The 8,145-nt window shown below is 39.3% G+C and carries 6 protein-coding genes, 1 pseudogene and 1 CRISPR repeat array; all 7 genes and pseudogenes read left to right on the plus strand.

Translation table 11 applies throughout. The features are described 5' to 3' along the window. Positions 1 to 11 precede the first annotated feature (11 nt). Positions 12 to 935: a type I-PGING CRISPR-associated protein Cas7/Csp1 gene (cas7p, locus tag D7D25_RS13070; RefSeq protein WP_122969392.1), complete on the plus strand. Its 924-nt coding sequence runs from the start codon at positions 12 to 14 to the stop codon at positions 933 to 935. Further along, complete coding sequence (gene cas3, locus D7D25_RS13075) at positions 928 to 3,207, plus strand: CRISPR-associated helicase Cas3' (protein WP_158602620.1); 2,280 nt, start codon at positions 928 to 930, stop codon at positions 3,205 to 3,207. Before cas7p ends, cas3 begins: the two co-directional genes overlap by 8 nt. A 34-nt stretch (positions 3,208 to 3,241) precedes the next feature. Next, entirely contained in the window at positions 3,242 to 3,796 is a 555-nt protein-coding gene (locus D7D25_RS13080; RefSeq protein WP_122969393.1) for a DUF6155 family protein, read from the plus strand. Between the two features lie 67 nt (positions 3,797 to 3,863). After that, positions 3,864 to 4,058 (plus strand): annotated as a pseudogene (gene rhuM / locus D7D25_RS13085) (RhuM family protein); the annotation flags it as partial. A 76-nt stretch (positions 4,059 to 4,134) separates the two neighbouring features. Next, entirely contained in the window at positions 4,135 to 4,677 is a 543-nt protein-coding gene (cas4, locus tag D7D25_RS13090) for a CRISPR-associated protein Cas4 (protein ID WP_122969395.1), read from the plus strand. 14 nt (positions 4,678 to 4,691) lie between these two features. Then, positions 4,692 to 5,708, plus strand: coding sequence for a type I-B CRISPR-associated endonuclease Cas1b (gene cas1b / locus D7D25_RS13095; RefSeq protein ID WP_122969396.1), 1,017 nt, complete (start codon positions 4,692 to 4,694; stop codon positions 5,706 to 5,708). After that, positions 5,708 to 5,971: a CRISPR-associated endonuclease Cas2 gene (cas2, locus tag D7D25_RS13100; RefSeq protein WP_122969397.1), complete on the plus strand. Its 264-nt coding sequence runs from the start codon at positions 5,708 to 5,710 to the stop codon at positions 5,969 to 5,971. Before cas1b ends, cas2 begins: the two co-directional genes overlap by 1 nt. A gap of 212 nt (positions 5,972 to 6,183) precedes the next feature. Beyond that, a CRISPR array of direct repeats spans positions 6,184 to 8,112; the repeat unit is 30 nt; unit sequence CTAATAATTGCACCACACTGGAATTGAAAT. Positions 8,113 to 8,145: the final 33 nt, after the last annotated feature.

Below are 8,145 nucleotides of genomic sequence, written 5' to 3' on the forward strand. Positions count from 1 at the left end.
AATACATTGACATGGAAATTAAAGGAATTTTAGTAACAACACTTGCACCATTTGAAAATCACATCGCAAATGGTGGTGAAAAATTATTAGGCAATGCCTCTTCCATCAAAAGAAGGCCGGATGGGCGTGTATATATTTCCGGACAAATGCAACGTCACGTATTGTTTTCTGCGATAGACCGTATTAATATTAGTGATCCAAATCACGGAGATACATTTGTGTCAAATGGAGATGGAGTCAGTAATAAAATTGAAATAGATTTACGCGCTGATATGGGCGGATTTATGCATCCATCAAAAGGAGATTATTCAGGGCGAAGAACAGCTCCTCTTTCTGTAACGCCTGCCGTTGCTATGAAAGAGAGTGAAATTGGGCGTGATTTATTGGTACGTTTAAAAACGGATATAACTGAATCATCTCAAGATCAAGCACTGGCTACAAAAGAATTTAGTGAATATGATTTAATGCACATGAATTTTTTTCTTGATATCAGTGCTTTGAGTATTTCAAAGGCATTTAAATATGAAGGAAGTTTTAATTTAGGTACGCAATACTATAAACATGCCAATGAAGAAGAACGTAAACGCCGCGTTCGCTTGTACTTGGAAGCCACTAAATCGATGAATGATTATGCCAACCAAGCGCGCAATGCTGTAAGTGGCGAACCTCAACAAGTCCTTATTGTGTTTGATACTATATTAAGTCGTAAGGCAAGTAGATATTTCACAGCAAATGAACAAGAACGGAATAATATCTTAGAAGAACTAGACGCAAGAGGGGCAACCTATTTTATAGGTGATGATAAATCTGAAAATAGTGTTTATCGTGCATACGAAGAAGCGTTAGCCTTTTTGGAAAATAATGATAATACGCTTTTTGATCCTTCAAATAACGCAGAAGTAAAGACTTTCCAAGAAGTATTTGCCAATGCCTAAATTTAAGTTTCCAATATTAGCAAAACCTTCGGGTGTTACATTAGATCAGCATAGATTTAATGTAGTGTCCGAGGGTATGCTATTGGTGGAACAAAGACCATTTGTTGTTGAAAAATATAAGCAACGAGTCGGAAAGAGTTTATCGAGAAGGCTAAGTCTTGTTTGCCAATACCATGATGACGGCAAAATGAATGAAAAATGGCAATATGCTTGTCAAAAGGATTTTGAGGATTTTTTTGAGTGGCAAATAAAGCACAATGGGACTTTTAAAGATTATGCTCAACATAATATTGATAAAGCCGGTAAAAACATTAGACTTGCCGGTGTCCGACATGAGTGGCAATCTTTGCTCTTGAATAAAACCAAGAACATGTCTATTGTCCTTCAGGCTGCTATCGCAGCTCATCATGGAAAATTAGGTTTTAGTTTTGAACAACGATGGATCGAAGAAAAGGTTGAATGTTTTTGGAAAGACTTTCAAAGAGAATCGAATCGTAAAAATGAAACTTTGAATTTAGCACAACTAGCAAAGGTTCAGTATGAATTTGCAGGCGTAAGGGGCTTATTGCAATTGGCAGATCATAGAGCAAGTGCAAAGGAGGACGAAGATGTAGTGCCGGATCATACTCGTTTTAATTATCAATTTCCATTTCCTTCAAAAAGAGGTGTTCAAGAATTAGTGGAAAAACATTGGAAAGAAGATCTTCTTTTGGTAAGGGCACCCACCGGTGCCGGCAAAACAGATGCTTCGTTATTGTGGGCTTCATTACAAATTGCAAACAAACGTGCCGACAGGCTCATTATTGCCATGCCCACAAGGTTTACATCCAATGCACTATCCATCAGTGTTGCTGAGAATCTTTCAGATACAGGGTTATACCATTCAAGCGCTTGGTTTAATAAATTTCAAAATAAAATTGAAAATGGTGAAATAGAAAGACAAAAAGCAAAAAAAATACATGAATTTGCACGTTTGCTTGAGACTCCGGTAACCATTTGTACTATTGACCATTTGTTGATGGCTCTAACATTGACAAGAGAAGATCACCATTTGATAACATTTAACTTGGCAAATTCTTGCCTAGTCATTGATGAGGCCGATTTCTACGATGAATTTACACAAGCCAATATTTTGGTACTCTTTGAAATTCTAAAAAGTTGGAATGTCCCAGTATTGCTGATGAGTGCTTCTCTACCGGAATCAGTTCTGGTTGAATATCAAAATATTGGATATTCTGTAAACGAAATCCTAGAGGATGTATCAGATAATACTCGAAAACGTTTTAAAATAAAAGATATTTGTGAATATGAAAAGCCTGATGATATTGCCGATATATTGATTTTGATGGCGAAAAGAGGAAGTGGGATTATTTATGCCAATACGGTGGATAAAGCGGTTTCTTATTATAAATGGTTTCAAGAATATAATAATAACTCTTTAGAAAAGATTGAGGTTTGTCTTTACCATAGTCGGTTTACCGAGCCGGATAAAGAGAAAAAAGAAAAAGAGATTATCGCAATGCTCGGACGTAGTGCATGGGAAAATAATAATGCTCATGGCATCGTAATTATGACACAAATTGGTGAAATGAGTATTAATATTAGTGCTGATATGATGATTACTGAGGTTTGTCCGATTGATAGGCTGACCCAACGAGCCGGAAGAATGTGCCGTTTTGATAAAACAAAAATTGGAGAGCTTTATGTGCTTATACCCCAAAAAGATGATGGCTTATATCCTGCGCCTTACGGTTCCTTTGATTTACATACGAAATCATGGTCATCATGCGAACCTTTATCAAAGACGATTCAATTATTGAAGAGAAAATCTTATAGCGCAGAGGAATTAGTGGATTTGCTTAACGTGATATATGAACAGAAGGTTAATTATTCCTCGAAATCCATAGAAAATGCAAATAATCTGAAAAGTTATTTTATGATGAATTGGCTTATTAATCCACAACAAAAAAGTGATGAAGATGCTGATTCTGTGAATTTTTGGAGAAGTCGAGACATAATGCCTCAAGACACAGTATTTGTTCAAAAACCTGATTCGAGATTCTTTTCAAATTATCTGGAATTTCAAAATTGGAAAATTTATTATTCTGTAGAACTGCCTATTTATATTATTAATAGTGGAATGATGCAGCATAAAATTGACGTTATTAACATTAGAATAAAAGATGAAGAAAAGAGTATTTATGTAATACGAGAAAATTTTTACGGTAATGAAATGGGAGCAATGTTTACAGAAGAAAATATCTTTCTGTAAGTCTTTATAAACTTCAATTTAAATTTTTATCACCATGTCCAAATCCTCCCTCAAAAAACACCTCCAATCCCTTACTCAGGAACAAATCATAGAGGTGATATTGGAAGCGTACGGCAACAGCAAAGCCGTGCAGGAGTATTTCGACTTTTACTTGAAGCCGGATGATAAAGAGAAAGCAAAGAAATACAAAGCCATCATCGAGAAAGAATTCGGCGTAAAGAATCCGATGAAAGCCGGTTTGAAATTCTCCGTTGCGAAAAAAGCCATTTCGGAATTCGCTTCGTTCAAGCCCTCGCCTGAAACGTTGGCGGATGTCATGCTTACGCTGCCCGAGGCGGCTTGCTGGTTCACATACGAATTCGGCGATATGGATGAACCTTTCTACAATGCTGCCCATAACAATTTCAAGCGGGCTGTGGAGTTTATTCACAAGCACGGATTGCTCGACAAGTTCAAGAAGCGATGCAACGACTGCGTCATGTACGCGTCGCCCTGCGGATACGGGTTTGCCGATGAAATCGCCGAGGTGTTCTACGAGTATTATGGGGAAGATGCAACATTCGTGAATAAATACGGAGATAAATCTTGAATTTCATCCTCCTTAATAATATGACCGGAGCACTCAATCTGTCAAAAATTATTTCTCAAAAGATGTCGGCCTCTATCTTTATCTTGTAGAATTGCAAGCCACAACGCATAAAACCATCTACATGATCGACCGGATCAAGAAATTGGACGATTTTTTGAAGCTTCCGGGAAAGGAGTTGCCGGCGCATTCCGGGAAAAAACACAAAGAGGTGGCAAAAGAAAAGGCAGATGCCGAATATGATAAACTAAAAGAGCGTTCGTAGTATCAATTATCACCCGTGGAGATGCATTTTTTGCAGTATTTCGAAGAAAAACAAACTGAAGTCAACGTCTTAAAATATGAACCTCACGGCAACCCATATCAACTATTATCAGCTCTGTCGGCGAAAACTTTGGCTTTTTTCCAACGGAATCAGTATGGAGCACACCTCCGACACGGTGTACGACGGCAAATTGTTGCACGAGAGCTCGTATCCTCAACGTGCCCAGCGTAATGAGGAGATGCTTATCTCCGCCGAATACGAAGGCATTACCTTAATCGGGAAAATCGACTATTTCGACGCCCGAAATAACGTTATTCACGAGATTAAGCGCAGCGACAAGGTGGAGGAAGCGCACATCCGGCAGGTAAAATTCTACCTTTGGCTCTTGGAACTCAATGGCGTTGAAGGAGCTACGGGCTTGTTGGAATATCCCAAATTGCGAAAAACCGATGAAGTGTTTCTTTCGGAAGACGATAGGGGGCAGCTCAAAAAAGCGGTATCGGTAATCAAATCGCTTCTCGATAGCGACACCTGTCCGCCCATTTTGGGTGCAAAAATTTGCAAAAGTTGCAGCTATTTTGATTTTTGTTATTCGCGGGAAGAAATTTCCGACCGCTAATCAATGATTTTTGTATGAAAAAGACCTACTACCTTTTCAATCCCGGTCGCTTGTCGCGCAAAGACAACACCCTGAAATTTGTGCCCATAGAAGAAGATGGAAACGGCATAGAGCGAGAGGGGCAAGCCCGTTATATCCCTGTTGAAACCGTCGATCAGTTCTATGTGTTCGGTTCGCTCGATGCCAACAGTGCGCTGTACAATTTTCTCGGACAAAATGATATTGCCTTGCACTTCTTCGATTATTACGAGAATTATACCGGATCGTTTATGCCGCGGGACTCGTTACTTTCGGGGCGGATGATTCTGGCGCAGACCAAAGCTTTCCAAGATAAAAAACGCCGTATGGAAATTGCCCGACAATTTATTCACGGGGCAGCATACAACATGCAAAAAAACCTGCAATACTACAATCGGCGGGGAAAAGATATGGAGCCTTTCCTGGAACAGATAAAAAACCATGCCGAAGGTATTGAACAGGCTTCCGCGCCCGAAGAGCTTATGGGTATTGAAGGGAATATCCGGCAGGTATATTACGACGCATTTAACCTTATTCTCAACGATTTCGAGATGGGAAACCGCAGCAAACAGCCACCCCGTAATGAAGTAAACGCTCTTGTTTCGTTCGGCAATATGATGTGTTATTCACAATGTTTACGAGCCATTCATCAAACGCAACTTAATCCCACGGTCAGCTATCTGCATACCCCCGGCGAACGTCGATACTCCTTGGCGTTGGACGTTGCCGAAATTTTCAAGCCGATTATTGTCGATCGGGTTATTTTCAAGCTGCTCAATAAGAAAGAGATACAAGAACGCCATTTCGACAAACGCCTGAACAGTTGCCTGTTGAATCCCTCCGGAAAGAAAATTTTTGTGAAGAGTATGGACGAACGTTTTGACGAAACCATCAAGCACCGTTCGCTTAACCGCAATGTGAGCTACAAGCATCTGATAAAACTCGAATGTTATAAACTTGCGAAGCATTTGCTCGGAATGGAAAGCTATAAACCGTTTAAAATGTATTGGTGATGTATGTAATTTTGGTTTACGACTGTGGCGAAAAACGAGTCGGCAAAATGTTGAAACTTTGTCGCAGATATTTAAATTGGATACAAAATTCAGTTTTCGAGGGTGAAATTTCCGAAGTTAAACTAAAAGAATTAACTTTGAAAGCTGGGAAAATAATGAATCTGGAAGAAGACAGTTTGATTGTTTTTTCGGGACGGACCGAAAAATGGCTGGATAAGCAAATAGTTGGAAAAGAACGTAGTAGTATTGATAATTTTCTTTAAACGATTGTCGGTAACATCGCTTTTTCTGGGTAAAACGATAACTGTTGGAATAAGAAGTTCTTTGACATGTTGAAAATCAATAAATAAAACAAGTTGTCGATAGTCCGGATTTTTTATATCAATGGACATCGACAACTTTTCTTGTCATTTTTTTGTATTTTGTTATGGTTGAATGCCTGATATTCAGCCATATTTTTCACCGTTTATAGCGGCTAATAATTGCACCACACTGGAATTGAAATGCTCTTTCAGCGCCTCCTCCTCGCCCCGCAATTCCTAATAATTGCACCACACTGGAATTGAAATCGAATAGAATGTGCATTCATTTTTCACCCCTAGACTCTAATAATTGCACCACACTGGAATTGAAATAAATTCCAACTCGTTTTTCTCAACTCGTTTTCGCGTCTAATAATTGCACCACACTGGAATTGAAATGTGCGAATATGTCATAATCCGCCGGGTAATTTGCGGCTAATAATTGCACCACACTGGAATTGAAATATACAGCGCACGAAATAGGCGTGGGCGTGAAGTTTTCTAATAATTGCACCACACTGGAATTGAAATTGAAATTCGACGCCAACAACAATCCGCTGCCCGCAACTAATAATTGCACCACACTGGAATTGAAATCCGCAATTGACAAGGTGTTGATGTTTGGAGACGACTTCTAATAATTGCACCACACTGGAATTGAAATCACCCAACGGGCTGCTCTGGCACGACATAGTGAACTAATAATTGCACCACACTGGAATTGAAATGAAATACTACTTAGTGAACAAGTGGAATATAGTTGTCTAATAATTGCACCACACTGGAATTGAAATCGGGAGCCTGGACGGGATCAATCCCGACCGTGGCCGCAACTAATAATTGCACCACACTGGAATTGAAATATATCAGGCAACAATCATGCGAAAAATATTCCTGCTAATAATTGCACCACACTGGAATTGAAATCACATCGAAATATCTGACAAAGTTCACAGAGCATTTCTAATAATTGCACCACACTGGAATTGAAATCGGCGGAAGCCATGAAATACGACGGCAACAACAACTAATAATTGCACCACACTGGAATTGAAATCGGATATCTTGCCCTCGTAGTCCGCCTGAACGTCCCTAATAATTGCACCACACTGGAATTGAAATATCCTATCTCATTGAAATAGAATTTATCTGGATTCTAATAATTGCACCACACTGGAATTGAAATCAAGATTGAGCGTTGTTCAATCAGTCGGCACGAACTAATAATTGCACCACACTGGAATTGAAATCAGGTACTGGTTTGCGCCCACGGTCGGGATTGATCCCGCTAATAATTGCACCACACTGGAATTGAAATGATCGTATACCTTCATATTTCGGATGTGCTTCCGCACGCTAATAATTGCACCACACTGGAATTGAAATATATCTTCGTTTCAGCAAAAGATGTAATTCAAGTTCTAATAATTGCACCACACTGGAATTGAAATGTTGTTTTATTCGGTCGCACAATCGCACGCGCTTCTAATAATTGCACCACACTGGAATTGAAATACGATCAAGGGGTTGGACACCTCTATAAAGAAGTACTAATAATTGCACCACACTGGAATTGAAATTTGTGAGTATATCCCACACGTGCACTTCTCTCGTCTCTAATAATTGCACCACACTGGAATTGAAATTGAGCTCCACTATTGGGTTACGGTACAAATCCACACACTAATAATTGCACCACACTGGAATTGAAATTTGTACACCGCCCTTAACACGACTGTGGCGTTGTCTAATAATTGCACCACACTGGAATTGAAATTTGCATGAGAATTTTGTCCTCAAATGTATTGTTTTCTAATAATTGCACCACACTGGAATTGAAATGCGGATGGGAAATTGTAATATCGGTGATGTAGTCCTAATAATTGCACCACACTGGAATTGAAATCTTCGTTTAACCGTGACCTTGCAGATGAATTAGGCGCTAATAATTGCACCACACTGGAATTGAAATGTCGGCAAAGAAACATTTGAAACGGTCTATTGGACTAATAATTGCACCACACTGGAATTGAAATATCTGCGTCAGAGATCGAGATATAAGACAGGGGCGACTAATAATTGCACCACACTGGAATTGAAATCATGAGAGGCGAGACCTAGTTAAATACGCGGAG

The organism is Proteiniphilum sp. X52, assembly GCF_003712195.1.
Classification (GTDB): Bacteria; Bacteroidota; Bacteroidia; order Bacteroidales; family Dysgonomonadaceae; genus Proteiniphilum.

Coding starts and splice junctions, on each gene's coding strand:
- cas3 (WP_158602620.1), top strand. CDS start 928: ATGCCTAAATTTAAGTTTCCAATATTAGCAAAACCTTCGGGTGTTACA.
- cas4 (WP_122969395.1), top strand. CDS start 4,135: ATGAACCTCACGGCAACCCATATCAACTATTATCAGCTCTGTCGGCGA.
- D7D25_RS13080 (WP_122969393.1), top strand. CDS start 3,242: ATGTCCAAATCCTCCCTCAAAAAACACCTCCAATCCCTTACTCAGGAA.
- cas7p (WP_122969392.1), top strand. CDS start 12: ATGGAAATTAAAGGAATTTTAGTAACAACACTTGCACCATTTGAAAAT.
- cas2 (WP_122969397.1), top strand. CDS start 5,708: ATGTATGTAATTTTGGTTTACGACTGTGGCGAAAAACGAGTCGGCAAA.
- cas1b (WP_122969396.1), top strand. CDS start 4,692: ATGAAAAAGACCTACTACCTTTTCAATCCCGGTCGCTTGTCGCGCAAA.